Genomic DNA, 20,077 nt, shown 5'->3' on the forward strand with positions numbered 1-20,077 from the left:
CGCCAGCTGTTAAAGCTTTCTGGAGTAAATTCTGATTCTCTTGTTGTGCTATCACAATAATAGGAACAGAAACACCAGCAACTCTAATCATTTTAATCAAATCACTTACACTCAAATCAGTCATAACAACATCAAGGAGTGCAAGCACAATGTTTTTACGCCTGTGTAAAAGATCAATTGTACGGAGGCCATTTTCTGCTTCAATGACACGGTAACCAAAACCTCTGAGCATAGCAGAAAGCTCTATACGCCTTCCATAATCTTCACTCGCAACAAGAATGGGACCAACCATAATGTCAATAATCCCCTTTGAGACTACTCATGAGACTATTCAGCGGCTTAATGTAAAAATTGTTGTAAACCATAAGAAATATTTCACCTCTTGTGTTTCACTTACGAACTTCATCAAGCTGTTAATAAAATACAACATTAAGGCATTTTTTTCCATTTTTTTTGCCTTTTCATTGATTTTCATCAAATTTTTCATATTGACTCATGGCGTAATTTAATAATGTTATAGAAAATAGAGAGCAAAATAATCTAAATAGAGTGAAATAAATGAAACATACCTATCATATTTTATGTCTTACAATCACCGCTTTGCTATTAAGTGCCTGTAACTTTTCGCAATATTATAATTCCAATATGCCAACTAGAATTGATGGAAAATGGATTGATGAGAATGGTATTATTTCCTCTTTCCACAATGGTATTTTTGAAACGCGCGCAGCAGATACAGAAGAAAAACTATCAGAAGGCGCATACAATTATCTCAATGCTCAAAATATAGAAATTGAAATACGCTCTATTCTCCGTGGAACAATTTCTAGAGTCAATTGTACGATGTCATATGACGCGACACAACTTCTCTGTACTACACATACAGGAGCACAATTTTTCCTTAAGCGGAAATCTTAAACAAAATAAAAGTAAAGCTTCTCTTAAATTAAAAACAGAGGAAGCACATACACCAACCAGGAGGTGTATCCTTTCTCCTCCTGATAGAAAATCTTCTCTAATAATAATACGCAAAAAGATCGGTATGATCTTTCTTCCTTTAGAGTTTTCTAAACATGATAAAATGCGTAAAATAATCTTTTTCTTTCACAAAATATCAGCAAAGTCCCTTCACAATAAAACTTCCTAATAAAATTGTGACTTTGTATCGTTCAATGTATTTTAGCCTAAAATAATATTTGATCTGATAGAAAACTTTAATCTAAACAGCACCAATGCGCAAAAGATCATGAAAATGAACAATTCCTATCGGTTTTTTATCTTCAACCACGAAAAATGCACCAATATGATGATCATTAATAAAAGCTGTTGCTGCACCAACAAGTGTATTTGGCTTTACAACTTTAGGATCCTTGGTCATTACTTCATCAACATTAAATTTTGATAAATTAAAATGAATGTTCCGTGCAAGATCACCATCGGTCACAATTCCGATGAGTTCATCTTTTGTGTTAATAACACCAACACAACCAAAATGTTTCTCTACCAAAACATTCATAGCTTCAGTCATAGCTGTTCCCTGCATAACCAAAGGAATACGATCACCCTCATGCATAATATCACGCACGTATTTAAGACTTGCACCAAGAGAACCACCAGGATGATATATTTTGAAATCCGTTGCAGTAAAACCACGCATTTCTAAAAGAGAAACCGCTAATGCATCTCCCATTGCCAATTGCATAATTGTTGAAGTTGTAGGTGCTAAACCATGAGGACAAGCCTCTTCTACCTTTGGTAATAAGAGAACAATATCAGCTTGTCGCCCTAACACAGAGTGTTCACTTGATGTCATGGCAATAAGGGGAATACGAAAACGAGCTGCATAACTCATAATACCACTTAATTCTTGCGTTTCACCAGACCATGATAAAGCAAGAATAACACCATCCGATCCAATCATACCAAGATCGCCGTGATTAGCTTCTGCAGCATGAACAAAAAAGGCGGGCGTTCCAGTTGAAGCCAAGGTTGCTGCAATTTTTGTCCCTATATGACCACTTTTTCCAAGCCCCGTAATGACCACATGTCCACGAGCATTCTTAATGGTTTGAACAGCCGCTTCAAAAGAAGAAGAAAGATTTCCAAGAAGAGCTGCTTCAAGAGCTTCAAGCCCTTGCTTTTCACTGGCAAGTGTTTTAAGCGCTGATGCAACAGAACCCTGCAAAAAACTATGAGGAGATGGTATTGTCATAATAAAATTCGATCAATAAAATTAAATGAGAGATCTACATCATTTTTCAACTTTAACGGTTTCTAATAAACTTTTCAATGAGGTAGAAATATGGTTGTGCATATCAGCGCGTGCCAAAGAAAAGGCAACGTTCGCTTCAATAAAACCAACTTTAGAACCGCAATCAAAAGTTCGCCCTTCTAATTGTACCCCCCAAAAATCCTGTTCATTTGAAAGCCTTATCATCGCATCTGTTAATTGAATTTCATTGCCTGCTCCTCGTTCTTGAGTGGAAAGAATATTAAAAATTTCTGGCTGCAAAATATAACGTCCATTGATGTACAAATTTGATGGTGCCGTTCCAGGTGCTGGTTTTTCTACCATTTTTGTAATTTTAAAACCATTGGCAAGATGTTTTCCTTTCCCAACAATACCATATTTATGTGTTTCTCTAGGGTCACACTCTTGAACCGAAATAATATTCCCTCCCCCCACCTTTTCATAAAGGCTTATCATTTCAGAAAGACAGCCCCTTTTCGCTTGTATCAACATATCAGGTAATAACAAAGCAAAAGGTTCATTTGCAACTAATTCACGCGCACACCAAAGTGCATGCCCTAACCCCAAAGGTTGCTGTTGGCGTGTGAAAGAAGTTGTCCCTGGCAACGGCTGTAAACGGTGTAAACGCGCAAGTTCTTCTTTCTTTCCACATTCAGCAAGTGTTGTGTATAATTCAACTTGCGTATCAAAATAATCTTCAATGACTGCTTTATTGCGTCCAGTTACAAAAATAAAATGCTCAATACCAGCCTCCCAAGCCTCATCCACAACATATTGAATAACAGGCTTATCAACAACTGTTAGCATTTCTTTAGGTATCGTTTTTGTTGCAGGAAGAAAACGCGTACCAAGACCCGCTACGGGAAACACTGCTTTCCGAATTTTACGCATACTCACCCTCCTCAATGAATTCATATAACCTTTTTATTTTATTTATCATATGTTTTTACGAAATGATAAAAAAGATATCTTATTGTTTCGATGACCATTATAATGGTCAATCATAAATGTAAAAGAAAATACGAGAATTTATTGGAAGGATTAAAACAAATTATTTGTTTCAGTTTTCTCCTCTTCTTGTTGATCATATCATCGATTAAACTAAATATAAAATATTACACGTCTTAACAAAATGGGGATTTCAAAATGCAAAAAACAGAATTGAAGACTTTCTCTTTTTCAGAGAAATCAATAAAATGGCGAGCGCTTATCACTGGCTCTGCCGTTCTTTTGTCTGCTTTGTTAATGTTTTTTGCATCCTTTTCATATGCTAGTAGCGGATTTAACCACTGGATTAAAGAATTTAAAAAAATAGCTCTTGCGTATAATATTACCCCCTCTACGTTTCATATGGCTTTTAAAGGTGTTAATGCCATTGATCCAGAAGTTTTAAAAAGCGCCACATACCAACCGGAATTTGTTGCACCTTCATGGAATTATTTCGATAATCGTGTCCATGATATTGCAATTGTGGAAGGACGGCGCCAAGCAAAAAAATGGAATCAATGGCTTCTGCAAATTGAAAAACGTTTTGGTGTTGACCGCAATATTTTGCTTGCTATCTGGTCAATGGAAAGCAATTACGGAAAAATTTTAGCCAATAAAAGTGTCATGCGTGATACCATTCGCTCGCTTGCAACCTTAGCCTATGCTGATAAAAAACGTGCAAAATATGCATATACACAACTGATTGCTGCGATGAAAATTCTACAAAGTGGTGAAATTAAACGCTCTCAACTCACTGGATCTTGGGCTGGTGCATTAGGGCATACGCAATTTATTCCAAGCAGTTATCTTGCCTATGCCATTGATATGGACAAAGATGGACGGCGTGATATCTGGACCTCTGTTCCAGATGCTTTGGCGACTGCTGCGAATCTTCTCCACAAAAATGGCTGGCAACCTCACCTTACTTGGGGCGTAGAGGTGAAAGTACCGCAGGGGAAAAGCCTGCCTGAACGTTGGTATTCTTTTGAACAATGGAAAAAGTTAGGTGTAAAACACGCAAATGGGAATCCTCTTCCTCCATTAGCTGAACAAGCAATATTAAAATATCCAGATGGAGCCAAAGGTCCTATATTTTTAGTCACAAAAAATTTCTTTGTTCTAAAACGTTATAATAATGCAGATCGTTATGCTTTTGCTGTTGCCCTTCTTGCTGATCGCATTGCTGGACATCCTAGATTGGTGCACGATTGGCAAAGACCTTTTCAACCTCTTACCTTCCAAGAATGTAAAGAACTGCAATCTCGCTTAAGTGCCCTTGGTTATTATAAAGGAAATATTGATGGAAAAATCGGAACAGCCTCTCGCAAAGCAATTAAAGCTTTTCAGCTGCGTCACGGTTTAAAAGCAAATGGATATCCATCATCTCAAGTGCTTTTTCTCCTGCGCAAACAATAATAGAGAGTTAAGATCTTGTCTCTTTTTCGCCTATTATACTTGATGTTCTTTCTGTTTTTGCTTTCTATTGTGGGGATCGTACAGCCATCCCCAAGTTACGCGACCAACTTCTTTAAATGGTTGTCACAACAAAACCAACAGACACAACAACCACCGCAAATTATAGAACAAAAAATAGATAAGCCGCAAAAAAAGATCTTAATACAAAAGAATATAAAAAAGCCGAAAAACGAGCATGCGAAACGCATTCTTGTCATAGGGGATTTTACAGCTTCTGTTGTTGCCGATGCACTTAAAAAGTTTTTTGCCGATAATAATGATATCGTTATCATGAACAATACAATGCCCGCTTCCGGTCTCGTGCGAACAGATTATTATTCTTGGCAAAGCAATATTTCTAAACTCATTGATCACAATAAAGCAGATGTCATTATCATGATGATCGGTGCCAATGATAATCAACCTATCAAAGACTCTTATAGCATAATTAACACAGATCAGTCAGAATGGATGCGCATCTACAAACGAAGAATTATCGAAATTGCTGAAAATCTTCATGCCTCTGGAAAATCGTGGATATGGATAGGCCAGCCTTCTTTTGAAAATGACCTTTTGACACAAAAAATGAAAATTTTTAATGCGCTCTACAAACAAGAAACAGAAACAGCAGGAGGATATTTTCTCGATATTTGGAGTGGCTTTAGTGATAAAGAAGGAAACTTTTCTTTTTCAGGCGATGATATCAATGGAAAAATAGTCAAATTACGCACCAATAACGGCATTCATTTCACCTCTGAGGGAAAGAAAAAACTCGCCTCTTATTTAGAAAAACCATTGAACAATATTTTAAATTTTCATACCCTTTCCCATGAAGAGCCATACTCAACCGATAAAGCTATTCAAAAACCTATACAAGATTCAGATAAGCAAAAACCAAATAATATTATGCGTCAGCCTCCGATGAGCCTTGATGATATGGCACAAAAAAATACCCACCTCTTAGGCAAAAGAACGTCAAGTTTTATCAAAAAATCATGGATTCCACCAAATGGGCATCAAAAAGATCGCGCTGATAATTTTTCTTTCCCATAATGTCTCTTTAAAAGATAAACTCTCATTTTCCCCATAAACGAAAAGAGAAGATAAAATGCTCTTTTTATAGAGTTATAATATAGCCATACTGCAGAGAAGATTTGCATCAATCGCAACCGTATCCAATGTTGCAACAGCCCTTAACACTTAAGATGATTCATAAGAGCCATTTTTATTTCTTGTCTTATACAATTTTACCCACACAGCCCACCCGCTTTTGACGTGCAAGCAAATGATTTTGATTGATTCAAGATAAACAAATTTGAAATAAGAGAATCTTACGTTGTTCAGACTTCTTATTCAAGTTGAATAACGCTATATGATCATTATAAAGCAATCTATTATCCAAGAAAACGGCATGGGGATACCCATACCGTTATAGCTTACAATCCACGTTTATTCATCATTGCCTCTGGTAAAGGCATCCGTCCGCGAAAAGCTTTATACAGTTCCTCTGGCTCACGGCTTCCCCCAGCTGAATAAATAAAACGCTTTAAAAGATCAGCAAGCTCTAAATTAAAGACATCACCTGTTTCTTCAAATGCTTGAAAAGCATCGGCATCAAGTACTTCCGCCCACATATAAGAATAGTAACCAGCAGCATAACCATCCCCTGCAAACGCATGCATAAAATGTGAAGGACGATGACGCATAATAATTGTATTAGGCATTTGCAACTTTTCCAATTCTTTATGTTCAAAAACTGTTGGATCAGTGACTGTTTCTCCTTGATGAAAAGCCATATCCACCAAAGCTGATGAGATAAATTCAACCGCAGAAAATCCCGCATTAAATGTCTGCGCTGCTAAAACGTTATCGATCAACTCTTGTGGCATCGGATGCCCTGTTTTTGTATGTATAGCATAAGATTTTAATATCTCTGGTACGGTTAACCAATGTTCATAAAGTTGAGAGGGAAGCTCAACAAAATCACGTGAAACAGATGTTCCTGCGACAGAAGGCCATGTAACATCAGAAAGCAAACCATGCAATGCATGCCCAAATTCATGGAAAAGTGTCCGTGCATCATCAAGTGATAAAAGAGCAGGCTCCCCTTTAGAGGGCTTAGCAAAATTACAAATATTGTAGATAATCGGTTTTTGGCCGCCATCCAATTTATGCTGCGATTGCAATCGGCTCATCCATGCACCAGAACGTTTTGAAGAACGTGCAAAATAATCACCAATGAAATGCCCAAGTAAACTTCCATCAGAGTGTTTTACTTCCCACAAACGTGCATCAGGATGCCAAAGTGCAACAGCATTTTTTTCTTCAAAGGTAATGCCAAAGAGTTTTTCTGCTACCCCAAAAGCCGCTTTAATCATACGATCAAGTTGAAAATAATATTTAATTTCAGCACTATCGAAAGAAAATTTTTCAGTGCGAAGCTTTTCAGCATAATAACGCCAATCCCAAGCAGCTAAAGATTCATTGCTTCCCTGATTATTGGCAAAGTTTTGTAATTCAATTTGCTCAGTAGAAGCCTTTGCTCTTGCACGCTCCCATACCGGCATAAGCAAATCCATAACAGAATCAACATTTTTAGCCATGGTATTATCGAGTTTCAAAGCTGCAAAAGATTGATATCCTAATAATTTAGCCTGCTCATCTCGAAGCGTAACAATCTCTAAAATAATCGTTCGATTATCATTCTTGTTATTATTTTCACCACGTTTAGCCCAAGCTTGGAATGCAACCTCACGTAAATCACGACGATCAGAGAATTTTAAAAAAGGCTCAACAATCGAGCGTGCTAGTGTCAATGCATAGGCTTCTTCATGGCCTCGTTCGCACGCAATTTCCTTCATTGACGCAATGAGATCTTCCGGTAAACCGGATAAATCTGTTTGTTTTAAAAATAGAATCCATTCAGCTTCATCATTTAAGACATTCTGCCCAAAAGTAGCATTTAAAAAAGCAAGTCTTTCATTAATTTCCACAAGCCGTTTTTTAGCCTTATCATCTAGTTTTGCACCATGACAAACGAACTTTTTCCACCATAATTCAAGAACGCGTGTTGTTTCACTCTCAAATATGCCCTGCTGTGCCTGTTTATAAAGTGCATCTATTTTTGCAAATATCCGCGCGTCCATCATCATTTTTGAAGAATAACGAGAAAGTTTTACAACGAACTCTTGTTCTAACTGTTGAATCAACGCATTCGTATGAGCACTAGTGCGCAAAAAAAATATTGAACAGACACGATCAAGCGCTTTGCCACAAAGCTCAAAAGGTTGCAAAAAATTCTCAAGCGTTGGTGGTTCTTGCACCATTGCAATCGTCTCTAATTCTTCTTCAGCTTCTTGAAGTGCCTGTTCAAACGCAGGTTTAAAATCTTCATCTCCTATAGAAGAAAAATCAGGAAGACCTGAAAATCCCTTCCAATCCAGCACTGCTACTTTTGTCATAATATTCTATGTCTCCATTATAAATTTTAAGCTGTAATCATTACCTTTACGATACAAATTGATCATATACTAAAACTATCTCACGCGTTTAAAAAAGAATTTTCAAAGCTTTATTGAATATAAAAATAAAAATTTTTACGATAGTGAGACAACACATTGATTTATAATTTTTTTATATTGAATGAGAACTTGAATATCGTAAAATTCTTTTATTTGAAACCATATTATATCGAAGCAATAAAAATCATTCACTTGCACATCACAAATGAAATTGCCTATTGATAAAATCACTTGAAGAAAAACATAAAAGCGCCTCTTAATGAACTTTTAAAATGCAAGAGCTGTATAATATTGGATGCTGAAAAAGAGTATAATGGTACCAGCTTTCATCTTTTATTTAAACGTAAAGATGGTATCTTTTATGGATTTTATACCATCTACGAGTAGCGTCATGAAATGGGTATAACGTATCCAGAGAGAGCTTTTTTCAACAGTGTATGAATGTGCAACACAAGAATGTTCTATTTTTTTAAAGGATGCCCCGTGAAAACGTTTAAGAAAGAACTAAAAATACCTCTCCTCATCCTTCTCAAGGATCAAAGCCTAGTGCAAGATGGGGAAATATACTTCTCTTAAAAAAAACGTAAGAAACAAAATTTTAAAGCAGGGTATAATCTCCATTCCGGATACAACTGTAAACTCTTTTTAAAACCGCAAAGCTATATTAAAGCATAGTGATAAAAATGAAAACTGCTTTTACATTTACGCCTTCATATTATCTTAAAATTAGGCTGTATTCTCGTTTAAGCAATTCAGAAATTTGTTTATAATTTACAATTTTTCCTTGACTTTACTTAAAATATTAACAATTGGAAATATAATCGGGGAGGTTTTTTTTCGAATCTTCCATAAACTTTTGTTTTTTATCTCATCTATTATCTAGATTGACAACTCTCCAACTCTTCAGGAGGTACTTTATCATGACTGAAATTAAAACGACCTTCGATTTTAAAAATTTTTCTCCTGAAGCTCTCGCTGAAAAATTAAAAAATCAGCATTTTGCAGACTCTATTGATATCATCAATGATCTCGATATCATGGAACGTGTAACTATTCTTAGTCTTCTTCCTCTTGAGTATGTTATCGAACTTTTTGATAAACCAGAGCTTGAGCAACCTGCTGCTATTTTAGAACTTCTGCCCCTCAATCGTGCTGTTGAAATTCTTGATGGCATGTCTGCAGATGCTGCTGCAGACGTCTTTCAAGAAATGGATAAAGAAACCCGCACTCGGCTTTATGCCTTGCTAAAACCCTTAACGCGTGCTGAGCTTAAAAAGCTCACCAGTTATCCTGATCATACAGCAGGAGCACTGATGACAACAGAGTTTATAGCGGTTCCTTCAAACTGGACCATACAAAAAACTTTGGATCACATTCGTGAAGTCGAGCGAACACGTGAAACAGTTTATACCAGCTATGTGATTGACCCTAAAACAGGGACCCTTCTCAAAGCTGTTTCACTGCGTAATCTTATTCTTGCCTCACCGGATGAACAAATTCTTAATGTCCGTACTCATGACTCACCGGTTACAATATCGCCTTTCACACACCATGAAGATATTGCGCGCCTTTTCCAGCGCCATGACCTTCTCTCTGTGCCCGTCGTTGATGAAAATAACCATGTCATTGGCATTGTAACCGTTGACGACGTACTTGATACTATGGTCGATGAAATGAATGAAGATGCCTATAAATTTGGGGGTATGGAAGCACTTAATAAGCCCTATATGCAGATCAAATTTCCTGAAATGATGAAAAAACGTGGCGGTTGGCTTGCTTTACTCTTTATCGGTGAAATGTTAACCGCAAGCGCTATGCAATATTTTGAAACAGAACTTGAAAAAGCGATTATCCTTACTCTGTTTATTCCTCTTATTATGAGCTCTGGAGGAAATTCCGGTTCACAGGCGACATCCCTTATTATCCGTGCGTTGGCTTTACGTGAACTCACGCTGAAAGACTGGTGGAAAGTTATTGTTCGTGAAATTCCAACAGGACTATCCCTTGGTCTCTTACTTGGAATTATTGGCGTTATGCGCATTACTCTTTGGCAACAACTCGGTATCTATGACTATGGCCAACATTGGATTGCTGTTTCAACAACAGTAGGTACTGCTTTAGTCGGAATCGTGACATTTGGTTCTCTTTCTGGATCTATGTTACCTTTTATTCTTAAAGGTTTAAAATTTGATCCAGCAAGCGCTTCTGCTCCTTTTGTGGCAACTTTAGTTGATGTCACGGGTATTATAATTTATTTTTCTGTCGCTTCTCTTATTTTGTCAGGAACGCTTCTTTAAATATGTGAAGTAAAAACACTGCCTTATGGAAAGATCTTGTCATGTCGATTTAGATTTTTCCATAAGAAAGAAAGCTTTATTATTTATTTTTTCCAGCGCACAACTTCATAGATAATACATTGTTTATCATGAAATTTATCATTTTTATAGTATAACTCTAAATACTGTAAAATGACCTTGTCATAAATCTTCTCATATTGAATCAATTAAAGCTCTCTTCTTGCCTGTCATAAGCAAGATGAGAGTGTGGTTGGAGACTATTCAAAAAAGGAGTAAAATGCTCTTTTATATCCTCTCTCAACGACAAAAACTGTCACCATATTGACAGCCCGAGAAAGAATAATAACGGAGGCGAACAATGGGCTTTATACGCTTCCCAAAGGCGTTAATAGTATAACTATTCCGTGTATTATAGCATCATTGGCTCTATCATGAAATGAATGCGTACTGCTAAGGTATCTCTCTTTTTAAAAACAAAGACAGAACTGTGCAACAACAAGTATATTTGTTCTATTTGACATGATCCCCCTCTTAGAGAGGGAACAAGACACTCTCTCCATGGTTTTAAATGTCGTGTTGTTGAAACTATAAATTTGAATTAAAATAACGACAAAGAGAGAAGTTTTCTTCAGATCCTTGACTTTATCAATCAGGCCATGTTTCCGTTTTATAAATCAATAAAAAATAATAACGCTTCCTCTAATTTGGTATACAAAATTAGAATTTCATATAAAACTCTTCATCATCTCACTATTTGCCTCAAATATCAGTAGCATTAAATCTGGATGTTGATTCATAAGTTATAGCATAAACAAAAGCATTATGAGAATGATAATGTTATAAAGCGATCAATAGATTAGTAATACAATTGAGAGATATTTGCAAATTTTATCAATTTCTTTGTAAAACAATAAACATAACATGCCTTGCTGTAAGTTTATTTATTCTTACAGGCGCTCACATAAATTCCTAGCGTTATATTGATAAAGATCCAATTAAGGGTAAAATATGGACAATTCTTTAGCTCGAGAATAACACACCCATAATTATAAAAATTCTTTTATGAAACCATACCAATTAACGCTCAATAGAATATTAAAAACTTGGATATATCGTTGTGCCATAAAAATATGGACTCCGTCTTCCAAAATTATAAAAAAACATGTAAAAGGTTCTTTAATAGTCAGGCAAAGAATGTAAAGACTTTGCCTCCAATGAAATTTCATTAAACGAAAAGAAGAAAATTTATGCAATTGCGTAACATTGCCATCATTGCCCACGTTGACCATGGAAAAACAACACTTGTAGACGGGCTTCTCAAGCAATCAGGAAACTTCCGTGATAATCAGCGTACTAGCGAACGTATGATGGATTCAAACGATATTGAAAAAGAACGTGGAATTACAATTCTAGCAAAAGTGACATCTGTCGTTTGGAAAGATACCCGAATTAATATTGTTGATACACCAGGACATGCCGATTTTGGTGGAGAAGTTGAACGTATTCTAAACATGGTTGATGGCGCTATCGTACTTGTTGATGCTGCTGAAGGACCAATGCCACAAACAAAATTTGTCGTTGGCAAAGCGTTGAAAGTAGGATTGCGTCCTATTGTTGCTATTAATAAAATTGACCGACCCGATGCACGTGTTGATGAAGTCATTAATGAGGTTTTTGACCTTTTTGCCGCTCTTGATGCAACCGATGAACAGCTTGATTTTCCTATTCTTTATGGGTCTGGGCGCGATGGCTGGATGGCTGAAACCCCAGAGGGACCAAAAGATCAAGGATTGGGGCCTTTATTTGATCTTGTAACGAAACATGTTCCTTCTCCTTGTGTTGCAGAAGGACCATTCCGCATGATTGGAACTATTCTTGAAGCAGATCCATTTTTGGGACGAATTATTACAGGGCGTATTCATTCTGGCCCTCTAAAGCCTAATCAAAATGTCAAGGTTCTCGGACAAGATGGAAAACTTTTAGAAACTGGGCGTATTTCAAAAATTTTAGCATTTCGTGGGCTAGAACGACAACCTATTGAAGAAGGACATGCTGGTGATATCGTTGCGATTGCAGGTCTACAAAAAGGGACTGTTGCGGATACTTTTTGTGATCCTGCTGTTAATGACCCCTTGACTGCCCAACCCATTGATCCTCCTACTGTTACGATGAGTTTTCTCGTCAATGATAGTCCCCTTGCCGGAACGGAAGGAGATAAAGTAACAAGCCGTGTCATCCGTGATCGTTTATTAAAAGAAGCAGAAGGTAATGTCGCTCTTAAAATTGAAGAATCAGCCGATAAAGATTCTTTTTACGTTTCAGGACGAGGAGAATTACAACTTGCCGTTCTCATTGAAAATATGCGCCGTGAAGGATTTGAGCTTAGTGTTTCACGTCCACGTGTTGTGATGCAAAAAGATGAAAATGGAATCACTCTTGAGCCAATCGAAGAAGTGGTTATCGATGTTGATGAAGAATATTCTGGCACTGTTGTACAAAAAATGTCTGAACGTAAAGCCGAAATGGTAGAATTACGTCCTTCTGGCGGTAATCGTGTCCGCCTTGTTTTTTACGCACCAACGAGGGGACTCATTGGTTATCAATCTGAGCTTTTAACAGATACACGTGGTACAGCCATTATGAATCGCCTTTTCCATGCTTATGAGCCTTATAAAGGGGACATTGCTGGCCGTGTTAATGGTGTTATGATTTCAAATGACAACGGTGAATCTGTCGCTTATGCTCTCTTTAACCTTGAAGATCGTGGACCTATGATCATTGATGCCGGTGTAAAAGTCTATCAAGGGATGATTATTGGCATCCACTCGCGGGATAATGACTTAGAAGTCAATGTTTTAAAAGGAAAAAAACTCACCAATATGCGTGCTTCTGGAAAAGATGAAGCCGTAAAGTTAACGCCTCCCATTAAAATGACATTAGAACGTGCCTTATCGTGGATACAAGATGATGAGCTTGTGGAGGTAACCCCTAAAAATATTCGTCTCCGTAAGCTTTATCTTGATCCCAATGAACGGAAACGTTTTGAAAAAACACGGACATCAATCTCAAGCTAATTTCAAAAATCTCTTTGGGACAATATTTGGCTGTAATAAGCCTCACTTCTATCTTAAGAAAGGATATCTTTATGAATATTAAGGAAATACCCGTGGGCAACAATCCACCAGAAGATATTAATGTGATTGTGGAAGTTTCTGTTGGTGAACAACCCATAAAATATGAGATGGATAAAAAATCAGGTGCATTATTTGTTGACCGTTTTCTTCATACCTCAATGGTTTATCCTGGAAACTATGGTTTTGTCCCTCATACGCTTTCAGATGATGGTGACCCTATTGACGTCCTTATCTGTAATACCCGTCCTCTCCTTCCTGGCTGTGTTATCAATGTTCGCCCCATCGGTGCGCTGATGATGGAAGATGATGGTGGTAAAGATGAGAAAATTATTGCCATCCCCACACCAAAATTAACAAAACGCTATATCAATATTCATGACTACACAGATCTGCCCGAAATTACACTTAAGCAAATTGAACATTTCTTCGAACATTATAAAGATTTGGAACCTGGAAAGTGGGTTAAAATTGAAGGGTGGCGTGATAAAAGCTTTGCTCATGAATTGATTAAGCAAGCTGTTGAGCGCAATAAAGAAATATAACGATTTTAATAAAATAAAGCCTGTTTTTTTAATAGGCTTTAATTATTTATTTTTTCTACGAGATACGAACTTTAAAGAATTGCCATATCTGCTTTAGCTCTTCTAAATGTGTTGAAAAATAAAGTTGTTTGTAGCGAGATGTTGCACCACTTTTCAGAGAAATAGAAGAAGATGGAATTTTCCACTGCTTCGCAAGAAATTTAGTGAGAGCTTTATTTGCTTTTCCATCTTCAGGAGCAGCACGAAGACGTATAACCAGATACTGTTTATCGTCATCTCTGCATTCAACCCCTATTATTTTATCAACAGATGATTTGGGAATGAGATATACAAACAAAACCAAGCTATTTTTATCAACTTGATAAAACATATATTCGTCTCAAATAATATTTCTATAGATACGCGTTTGCGTAAGCATGCCACATGAAAGTACGAATAAAATAAATAATGATAAATACCACAATAGGTGAAATATCAATTGTTCCAAGGTTTGGTAAAATACGCCGAATGCGGCTTAGAACTGGATCTGTAAGACGATATAAAAAATTCCCTATCAAAACAACAAAGCGATGACGCGAATTTATGATATTAAAGACATAAAGCCAAGAAAAAATGACACTGGCAATTAAAATATCAATATAGATATCAAACATCAAATCAATCGTTCGAAGCAATGCATAAACCATGCGTTATCCCTTTCAATCAAGGAAACAGAAAAGCGTATAGAAAGCCTTCATTAAAGTGAGTCTGTATATTGAATAAATAGTTTTATACCCCAACATCTCATGAATAAAAAACCAAATAGCCAAAATTCTTCGTTTTTCTATTTAATGACGATGACCCCAGAAGCCAAATATCAGAATTAAAAATAGTGTGTAAAAATAGAAAAAACAGCAAATAATCTGAGAATTTTAAAAGCGCTGAATATTCCTTATAGGATTAATCTTAAATCTCATTGTTTTAATGAACAACCTATATGCACAAACTAAAGGCGGCCTAAAAAGGCCGCTTTTATTTTATTTTTAAATTATTTCTGCAAAGCAGTCAAACGGTTAAGAGCATTACTAAAACCATCGAGTTGAACAAATAAATCATTTAAAGCTGGTTCTCCTGCAGCAGCGATTGTCATCGCCAACTTTAACTTCTTTCCAGAACGTAAAGCTGCTACATGATTTTTGTCAAAAACAACTGGAACCATGCAACCTGCTGGTACACAAGTCCGTATACCAGTTTCAATAACAGTTTTTCCCTCATCAATTTGTAAACGAACAGGCTTAGAAACCAAAATGCCAAAAGGAACTGTTAAATTACCAGAGACAACACCCTCAGCATTGAGAAGAAGGCTTATCGCCACAACAACACGACCTTGCTCATTCACTTCTTGACGGTGCATAAAACAAATTTTCTTTCCTTCTTGTAATCCACAGTTAATGGTCCACAAACCGTAGGTTTCAGTTAAAGAAGAAGCGCCATTTGGCAATGTTTCTGCTGCATCTTTGGATGTAGAAGGCTTTGAACCTGTTGCAAATGCAACAGATGAAATACTCAAGAGAGTAAAAACTATAAGTAAATTAAATAACTTTTTCATTTTATATTCCTGTTCTTTACATAAAAGAGAAACATGTTTATTATTTATAAATGGTATAAAGCGCCTTAATAAAAAAGCTTTCTTATAATCTATAGCTTTTATAATGGTCTAAAGCTACCTCGAAATTCGCTAACAACTTTCATATAAACATGCTTTTTAAAAGAAACAACAATTAAAGGAAGGGTTTCTAGATCCATCCACTTCCATTGATCGAATTCTGCTTTATTGCCATCTGGCGGTGGATTAATTGCAATTTCAGAAAGCTCTCCCATAAACTGAAAAGCAAACCATTTCTGCATTTGCCCACGATATTTATTGCTCAATGCGCTTCCAACAAGTTCTTGTGGAAAATCATAGTAGAACCAATTTTGTGCTTCTTTGATCAGCTTTACAGATCGAATACCCGTTTCTTCATACAGTTCTCGATAGGCTGCATCTAATGGCTGTTCATCTCCATCAATTCCCCCTTGAGGAAGCTGCCAAGGATGAGATATGTCAATATCTGCATGAGCAGGCGTCATTAAACGACGCCCAACCCAAACTTTACCCTCTCGATTAAAGACAACAATTCCAACACATTTGCGATAAGGAAGAGTCTTCAAATTAATATCTGCATCCATTAATATCCCTCAAAATTGCAAGCTACAGACATCGTTTCTCACTGTAATATATCCTTATTGGGATCTGGTGGAAATGCTGCATTAGCCATCTCACCCCGTAGTAGCTTATAAGCCTCATTCAATTGAAGGTCATCTTTAGGATCTTTTGGAACAAAAGCAGCTGAACCAGATCCTTTATTACTCTCTCGTTTCCCTTTGATATGCCCTTTTAATGCAGACTCACCAATTTTTACATCATAGCCCTTATATTTTTCAGGAAGTGGTTGCTCTACAATAATATCAGGTGTGATTCCTGTTCCTTGAATAGAAGCGCCTGACGGCGTGTAATAAAGTGCTGTTGTTAAGCGTAAAGCTCCATTTTCACCCAAAGGAATAATTGTTTGAACAGATCCTTTACCAAAAGATTGAGTCCCTAAAATTGTTGCACGACGATGATCTTGTAGCGCACCTGCAACAATTTCAGAAGCACTTGCCGAACCACCATTAATAAGGACAATGAGTGGTTTTCCATTCGTAACATCACCTGGCTTCGCATCAAATCTCGTCACATCACTCTTTTTGCGTCCACGAGTTGACACAATCTCACCTTTATTGAGAAAAGCACTCGACACATTAACAGCTTGATCTAAAAGCCCACCCGGATTAAGCCGCAAATCAAGGACGTAACCTTTTAGCTTATCTTCAGGAATCTTAGATTGGATATCTTTAATTGCCGCTAGAAGATTACCCAAGGTCTGCTCAGAAAATTGGATAACTCTTAAATATCCAATATCCCCCTCAACGCGATATTTTACCGCTTTTACCTTAATGATATCACGAACAATCTTGACTTCAAATGGCTTATCAACGCCAGGACGAATAATTGTCAAGGTAATTGGCGTTCCAGGAGCCCCTCGCATCTTATTAACAGCTTCATTCAATGTTTGACCATTCGTTTGTACATCATCAATTTTTGAAATAAGATCTCCTGCTAGAATACCTGCTTTCGAAGCGGGAGTATCATCCATCGGTGAAACAACTTTAATTAAGTTTTTTTCCATAGTGACCTCAATACCAAGACCTCCGAATTCTCCTTTCGTAGAATCCCGCATATCTTTAGCTTCTTCAGCATTCAAATAAGATGAATGAGGGTCCAGTGATGAAAGCATACCATTGATAGCATTTTCAATAAGCTTTTTATCATCTGGAACTGTGACGTATTGCTTACGCACGCGCTCAAAAACATCGCCAAATATGGATAGCTTTTTATAGGCATTATCTTCATTATCCGCAGCAACAGACTGCACCATAATCATTGAACAGGCGCCGAGCAATACCCCAGCGACCAAAAGAATAACTTTACGAATCATTTTGGCTCCTTCTTATTTTTTCAGTCTGCCACCAAGGAGTTGGATTTACAGGCTTTCCCTGCTTTCTAAACTCAATGTAAAGCATTGGCGAGTTTTTTCCTATATCCAATGCAACACTATTTGCAATAAATTGCATTTCCATCATACCCAGAGGCTCACCTGAAAGAACAAATTGCCCCTGTTTTACATTAATTCTCGACATTCCAGTAAGAATGATATGATAACCATTTCCAACATTGAGAATAATCAACTGTCCGTAAGAACGAAATGGCCCAGCAAAAGCAACAAAAGCATCCGCAGGAGATATAACAACAGCTCCTGATTCTGTTTCTATCATTTCACCAAAACGCGTAATCTGCGAATTTTTGTTAGAGTGCTTTATTCTTTTTCCTGAAACAGGAAAAAGTAAAGAGCCTTTTCGGCTTTCAAAATTAGACTGCTCTAACAATTGTAAACTTTTCCGGACCTGGAGCGATGCATCAGAGCTCAATTTTGACTGATGATCAAGCTCTAAAATCAATTCTTCTAAAGACTGCGCTTTTCTAGCAAGAGCCATATTCTTTTGTTGCTGTTCTGTAAGCTCTGTTTCTGATTTTTTTTGTAGTTTATTTTTTTGGTCTAATAAAAGCTCTAGACGTTTTCGCTGTTCTGCTTGATTTTGCAGTTTTGTCTTTAACGTCGCATATTCCGTAGTAATGGAATTACTTAAATTAGTCAACTCCTTGAGCTTCTCTGTTAAATCTCGTGTTTTCTCTTGCATCTGAGGAATGACAGTTCCTAATAAAACAGAACTGCGCATAGAGGCCAACGCATCCTCTGGCTGTATCATAAGAGCTGGAGGTGGATTTAATCCCATACGTTCTAAAATTGCAAGAACTTCTGCAAATTCAGCGCGACGACTTTTTAAACTTTGATAGACTTGTTCCCGCATTTCTATCATTTTTTTAAGCTTTTCTTCCCTTTCAATAATATCATCTGCAATTTTACGTTCTTCTTTAGCTGCTTTTATGAGTGCATCCCTCAAAACACGTTGATCTTTTTTTAAATGCTCAACTTGGCGCGTAAGAAAAATAACACGCTCACGCGAAAGCGAAATATTTTTATGAATTTCTCCCAATTCTTTATGTGCTTCTATACTCCTCATTGTATCTTCCGCATGCGATACAGAAAAGCAAAAAAACATACTCAAAAGCAAGATGACAAATATCACGCATTCCCCATATAAATAGAGCATCTTTCTATGAAGAAGCTTTTTCATTTGGCCAACCATGACACCTCATCCTATACACGAGAAATGCTTTAAATGGTGTCGGCTAAAACTATATTAATAAATATATAAATAAGTGCTAAAAATTAATACAAATATTTAAAAACGATGATATGGATGATGATTTGCTATTGTTACGGTACGGTAAAGTTGTTCTGTAAGAAGAATACGTGCAATTTGATGTGGCCACGTCATCAAACCAAAAGATAACAAAAAATCAGCGCGATTCCTTATTTGTTCATTATGCCCATCAGGCCCCCCTAAAGCAATGACAACATCCCGAATGCCTTCATCACGATAACATCCCAATTTTTTAGCAAAAGCAACTGAAGAAATCGACTCTCCTCGCTCATCCAACACAATTAATCGGCATTTTTCAGGTAAAAATTCAATAAGTCTTCTTCCCTCTTCCTCCATACGCTGACGCGCTGTTTGAGCATGACTTTCTGGTACTTCCTGTACCTTTTTTAAATGAAATCCTATAGCTCCGGAACTTTTAGAAAAACGACCCAAATAATGCTGAACCAATTTTTGCTCTGCCCCACTTTTCATACGACCAACAGCAAAAATAGAGATTTGCATTTTACTGATCTCCAAAGAGAATCGATGATGTATTGTTTAAATCTGGAGCCATCCATATTTTTTCTAAATTATAAAAAAGACGAATTTCCGGACGGAAAAGGTGAATGATAATATCACCTGTATCAATCAATACCCAATCACCTCCAGAAAGCCCTTCTACATGTGCAAGCCCCTGCCCACTATCTTTCCAAGTGCGTAACAAATGATCAGCAACAGAAGATACATGACGCTGCGAATTTGCTGAAGCTATGACCATATAATCAGCTAAAGATGACTTTCCTTGAATATTAATAGCAACAATATCTTCTGCTTTTGTATCTTCTAAACTCTTGAGAATAGTTTCAAGACTCTCATTAACAGAAAAAACTTTTTTTTCTGTTGAAGGATTCATATCGTAAGAGCGATTTTGTGTAATGTTTTTCAGATCAATATTCCTTTCTTATCGTTCTAGAATGCAAAAAAGAGAGATTTTTCCAAAGAAAAG

Annotated in this window: 18 protein-coding genes; 6 read left to right on the top strand and 12 right to left on the bottom strand. The window is 36.8% G+C overall.

Going from position 1 to position 20,077, the window contains the following annotated elements; genetic code table 11:
- Positions 1-292 (bottom strand): response regulator (locus FNZ60_RS01230; RefSeq protein WP_142415945.1); only part of this gene is annotated, 292 nt, incomplete at its 3' end.
- Between the two features lie 266 nt (positions 293-558).
- Here FNZ60_RS01230 and omp10 point away from each other — a divergent pair.
- A complete protein-coding gene (gene omp10, locus FNZ60_RS01235) occupies positions 559-918 on the top strand; it encodes an outer membrane lipoprotein Omp10 (protein ID WP_142415946.1) in 360 nt (119 codons plus the stop codon).
- 301 nt (positions 919-1,219) lie between these two features.
- On the opposite strand, the gene FNZ60_RS01240 is transcribed toward omp10, so the two are convergent.
- Complete coding sequence (locus tag FNZ60_RS01240) at positions 1,220-2,212, bottom strand: KpsF/GutQ family sugar-phosphate isomerase (protein ID WP_142415947.1); 993 nt, start codon at positions 2,210-2,212, stop codon at positions 1,220-1,222.
- 39 nt (positions 2,213-2,251) lie between these two features.
- Entirely contained in the window at positions 2,252-3,142 is an 891-nt protein-coding gene (gene galU / locus FNZ60_RS01245) for a UTP--glucose-1-phosphate uridylyltransferase GalU (protein ID WP_142415948.1), read from the bottom strand.
- Positions 3,143-3,397: 255 nt separating this feature from the next.
- Between galU and FNZ60_RS01250 the strand changes: the two genes are divergently transcribed.
- Positions 3,398-4,654 (top strand): lytic murein transglycosylase, encoded by a 1,257-nt coding sequence (locus tag FNZ60_RS01250; protein ID WP_142415949.1) that lies wholly within the window; start codon positions 3,398-3,400, stop codon positions 4,652-4,654.
- 15 nt (positions 4,655-4,669) lie between these two features.
- Positions 4,670-5,746, top strand: coding sequence for an SGNH/GDSL hydrolase family protein (locus FNZ60_RS01255; protein WP_142415950.1), 1,077 nt, complete (start codon positions 4,670-4,672; stop codon positions 5,744-5,746).
- 383 nt (positions 5,747-6,129) lie between these two features.
- Here the strand turns inward: FNZ60_RS01255 and FNZ60_RS01260 are convergent, their stop codons facing one another.
- On the bottom strand, positions 6,130-8,154 hold the full coding sequence (locus tag FNZ60_RS01260) for a M3 family metallopeptidase (RefSeq protein ID WP_142415951.1): 2,025 nt from the start codon (positions 8,152-8,154) through the stop codon (positions 6,130-6,132).
- Between the two features lie 980 nt (positions 8,155-9,134).
- On the opposite strand from FNZ60_RS01260, the gene mgtE reads away from it, so the two are divergent.
- The 3 genes from mgtE to ppa all read left to right on the top strand — a co-directional run bounded on the left by mgtE (position 9,135) and on the right by ppa (position 14,187).
- Positions 9,135-10,511, top strand: a complete 1,377-nt coding sequence (gene mgtE, locus FNZ60_RS01265) for a magnesium transporter (protein ID WP_142415952.1) — start codon at positions 9,135-9,137, stop codon at positions 10,509-10,511.
- A 1,247-nt stretch (positions 10,512-11,758) separates the two neighbouring features.
- Positions 11,759-13,585: a translational GTPase TypA gene (gene typA, locus FNZ60_RS01270; protein WP_142415953.1), complete on the top strand. Its 1,827-nt coding sequence runs from the start codon at positions 11,759-11,761 to the stop codon at positions 13,583-13,585.
- Between the two features lie 71 nt (positions 13,586-13,656).
- On the top strand, positions 13,657-14,187 hold the full coding sequence (gene ppa / locus FNZ60_RS01275) for an inorganic diphosphatase (protein ID WP_142415954.1): 531 nt from the start codon (positions 13,657-13,659) through the stop codon (positions 14,185-14,187).
- A gap of 55 nt (positions 14,188-14,242) precedes the next feature.
- Here ppa and FNZ60_RS01280 read toward each other — a convergent pair whose 3' ends face one another.
- From FNZ60_RS01280 to rsfS, 8 genes are all read right to left on the bottom strand, one after another.
- A complete protein-coding gene (locus tag FNZ60_RS01280; protein WP_142415955.1) occupies positions 14,243-14,557 on the bottom strand; it encodes a DUF167 domain-containing protein in 315 nt (104 codons plus the stop codon).
- 22 nt (positions 14,558-14,579) lie between these two features.
- Complete coding sequence (locus tag FNZ60_RS01285) at positions 14,580-14,873, bottom strand: YggT family protein (RefSeq protein WP_142415956.1); 294 nt, start codon at positions 14,871-14,873, stop codon at positions 14,580-14,582.
- A 341-nt stretch (positions 14,874-15,214) separates the two neighbouring features.
- A complete protein-coding gene (locus tag FNZ60_RS01290; protein WP_142415957.1) occupies positions 15,215-15,775 on the bottom strand; it encodes an invasion associated locus B family protein in 561 nt (186 codons plus the stop codon).
- Between the two features lie 98 nt (positions 15,776-15,873).
- On the bottom strand, positions 15,874-16,395 hold the full coding sequence (locus tag FNZ60_RS01295; RefSeq protein WP_142415958.1) for an RNA pyrophosphohydrolase: 522 nt from the start codon (positions 16,393-16,395) through the stop codon (positions 15,874-15,876).
- 38 nt (positions 16,396-16,433) lie between these two features.
- On the bottom strand, positions 16,434-17,744 hold the full coding sequence (locus tag FNZ60_RS01300; RefSeq protein WP_142415959.1) for a S41 family peptidase: 1,311 nt from the start codon (positions 17,742-17,744) through the stop codon (positions 16,434-16,436).
- Positions 17,734-19,014 carry a murein hydrolase activator EnvC family protein gene (locus FNZ60_RS01305; protein WP_142415960.1) on the bottom strand — a complete coding sequence of 427 codons (1,281 nt, stop codon included), beginning with the start codon at positions 19,012-19,014 and terminating at the stop codon, positions 17,734-17,736. Before FNZ60_RS01305 ends, FNZ60_RS01300 begins: the two co-directional genes overlap by 11 nt.
- A 96-nt stretch (positions 19,015-19,110) precedes the next feature.
- Positions 19,111-19,593 (bottom strand): 23S rRNA (pseudouridine(1915)-N(3))-methyltransferase RlmH, encoded by a 483-nt coding sequence (rlmH, locus tag FNZ60_RS01310; protein WP_142415961.1) that lies wholly within the window; start codon positions 19,591-19,593, stop codon positions 19,111-19,113.
- 1 nt (position 19,594) lies between these two features.
- Positions 19,595-19,984, bottom strand: a complete 390-nt coding sequence (gene rsfS, locus FNZ60_RS01315) for a ribosome silencing factor (protein ID WP_142415962.1) — start codon at positions 19,982-19,984, stop codon at positions 19,595-19,597.
- Between the last annotated feature and the right edge of the window lie 93 nt (positions 19,985-20,077).

Origin of the sequence: Bartonella massiliensis (assembly GCF_902150025.1) — a bacterium.
Lineage (GTDB): Bacteria > Pseudomonadota > Alphaproteobacteria > Rhizobiales > Rhizobiaceae > Bartonella > Bartonella massiliensis.

Coding starts and splice junctions, on each gene's coding strand:
- omp10 (WP_142415946.1), top strand. CDS start 559: ATGAAACATACCTATCATATTTTATGTCTTACAATCACCGCTTTGCTA.
- mgtE (WP_142415952.1), top strand. CDS start 9,135: ATGACTGAAATTAAAACGACCTTCGATTTTAAAAATTTTTCTCCTGAA.
- FNZ60_RS01290 (WP_142415957.1), bottom strand. CDS start 15,775: ATGAAAAAGTTATTTAATTTACTTATAGTTTTTACTCTCTTGAGTATT.
- FNZ60_RS01280 (WP_142415955.1), bottom strand. CDS start 14,557: ATGTTTTATCAAGTTGATAAAAATAGCTTGGTTTTGTTTGTATATCTC.
- ppa (WP_142415954.1), top strand. CDS start 13,657: ATGAATATTAAGGAAATACCCGTGGGCAACAATCCACCAGAAGATATT.
- FNZ60_RS01250 (WP_142415949.1), top strand. CDS start 3,398: ATGCAAAAAACAGAATTGAAGACTTTCTCTTTTTCAGAGAAATCAATA.
- FNZ60_RS01285 (WP_142415956.1), bottom strand. CDS start 14,873: ATGGTTTATGCATTGCTTCGAACGATTGATTTGATGTTTGATATCTAT.
- FNZ60_RS01240 (WP_142415947.1), bottom strand. CDS start 2,212: ATGACAATACCATCTCCTCATAGTTTTTTGCAGGGTTCTGTTGCATCA.
- typA (WP_142415953.1), top strand. CDS start 11,759: ATGCAATTGCGTAACATTGCCATCATTGCCCACGTTGACCATGGAAAA.
- FNZ60_RS01295 (WP_142415958.1), bottom strand. CDS start 16,395: ATGGATGCAGATATTAATTTGAAGACTCTTCCTTATCGCAAATGTGTT.
- FNZ60_RS01305 (WP_142415960.1), bottom strand. CDS start 19,014: ATGGTTGGCCAAATGAAAAAGCTTCTTCATAGAAAGATGCTCTATTTA.
- FNZ60_RS01300 (WP_142415959.1), bottom strand. CDS start 17,744: ATGATTCGTAAAGTTATTCTTTTGGTCGCTGGGGTATTGCTCGGCGCC.
- rsfS (WP_142415962.1), bottom strand. CDS start 19,984: ATGAATCCTTCAACAGAAAAAAAAGTTTTTTCTGTTAATGAGAGTCTT.
- galU (WP_142415948.1), bottom strand. CDS start 3,142: ATGCGTAAAATTCGGAAAGCAGTGTTTCCCGTAGCGGGTCTTGGTACG.
- rlmH (WP_142415961.1), bottom strand. CDS start 19,593: ATGCAAATCTCTATTTTTGCTGTTGGTCGTATGAAAAGTGGGGCAGAG.
- FNZ60_RS01260 (WP_142415951.1), bottom strand. CDS start 8,154: ATGACAAAAGTAGCAGTGCTGGATTGGAAGGGATTTTCAGGTCTTCCT.